The following is a 1,191-nucleotide window of genomic DNA, read 5'->3' as shown; positions in this document are numbered from 1 at the left end:
ATGTATCAAGTGAGACCATCAAGCGTTATGTTGAACAACAAAAGACAAGGGGGTGAAGTAACTGTCTCAGACCCTAACGGTTAAGGTAAAGCTGCTGCCTACTAAAGAGCAGATCCAACTATTGCAACAAAGTAGTCATGAATATATCCGAGTTGTTAATACACTCGTGGCCGAGATGGTAGAAGAAAAGAAAAGGTTGAAGAAGACAACAAAAGACATTCCTGCTAATCTACCAAGTGCAGTAAAAAATCAAACGATTAAAGATGCAAATAGTGTCTTCTCTACCAAAGTTAAGAAAAGTAAATACGCAATCATACCGATCCTAAAGAAACCGATTTGCGTATGGAATAACCAAAACTATTCTCTGGACTTCACGCACATTTCCATTCCATTCATGGTGGAGGGAAAATCTAAGCGTTTAAAAATTCGTGCATTGTTCATCGACAAAGACCATCGAAACGTTGACCTTTTGAAGCATAAACTTGGTACGCTCCGTGTCACGAAAAGCTCAGGTAAGTGGATAGCCCAAATTGCTGTCACCATGCCAACAACTGAAAAAACGGGTATGCGGATTTTGGGCGTTGATTTAGGGCTGAAAATCCCTGCCGTAGCCATCACAGATCATGATCGCGCTCGCTTCTTTGGGAATGGGCGAGAAAACAAATACAAGAAACGGAAGTTTCGTAGTGTTCGTCAAAAGCTAGGAAAACAAAAGAAAGTGAACGCTATTCGCAAGTTAGATGATAAAGAACAACGATGGATGAAAGACAAAGACCACAAAGTCAGTCGTGAAATCGTTAATTTCGCAGTCGAAAATAAGACTTCTGTCATTCGCTTAGAGCAACTAACGAATATTAGGCAGACGACAAGAACAAGTCGTAAAAACGAAAAGAATCTACACCGTTGGTCATTCTACCGTTTGGCACAATTCATTGAATACAAAGCAAATATGGCAGGGATCAAAGTGGAATATGTGAACCCTGCATATTCAAGTCAAACCTGTCCAGCATGTTCAAAAAAGAACAAGGCGCAAGATAGAAGATATAAGTGCCCATGTGGATTCAAGAAACATCGTGATATCGTTGGGGCGATGAATATTCGCTACGCAACTGTGATTGGCGGTAACAGTCAATCAGCCTAAGGTGCTATATGCACTGTCTTAGGAGGGGTAATGGCATACCCTAATCTTAG

Annotated in this window: 1 protein-coding gene; it reads left to right on the top strand. The window is 40.9% G+C overall.

Going from position 1 to position 1,191, the window contains the following annotated elements; genetic code table 11:
- The first annotated feature begins 61 nt into the window (after window positions 1-61).
- A complete protein-coding gene (locus tag PAEAM_RS24195) occupies window positions 62-1,141 on the top strand; it encodes an RNA-guided endonuclease InsQ/TnpB family protein (RefSeq protein WP_100529272.1) in 1,080 nt (359 codons plus the stop codon).
- Window positions 1,142-1,191 lie beyond the last annotated feature (50 nt).

The organism is Paenibacillus sp. GM1FR (genome assembly GCF_002803315.1).
GTDB lineage: Bacteria > Bacillota > Bacilli > Paenibacillales > Paenibacillaceae > Paenibacillus > Paenibacillus amylolyticus.
The sequence above is the reverse complement of the archived record's forward strand: the minus strand, read 5'-3'. Positions and strand labels throughout refer to the sequence as shown.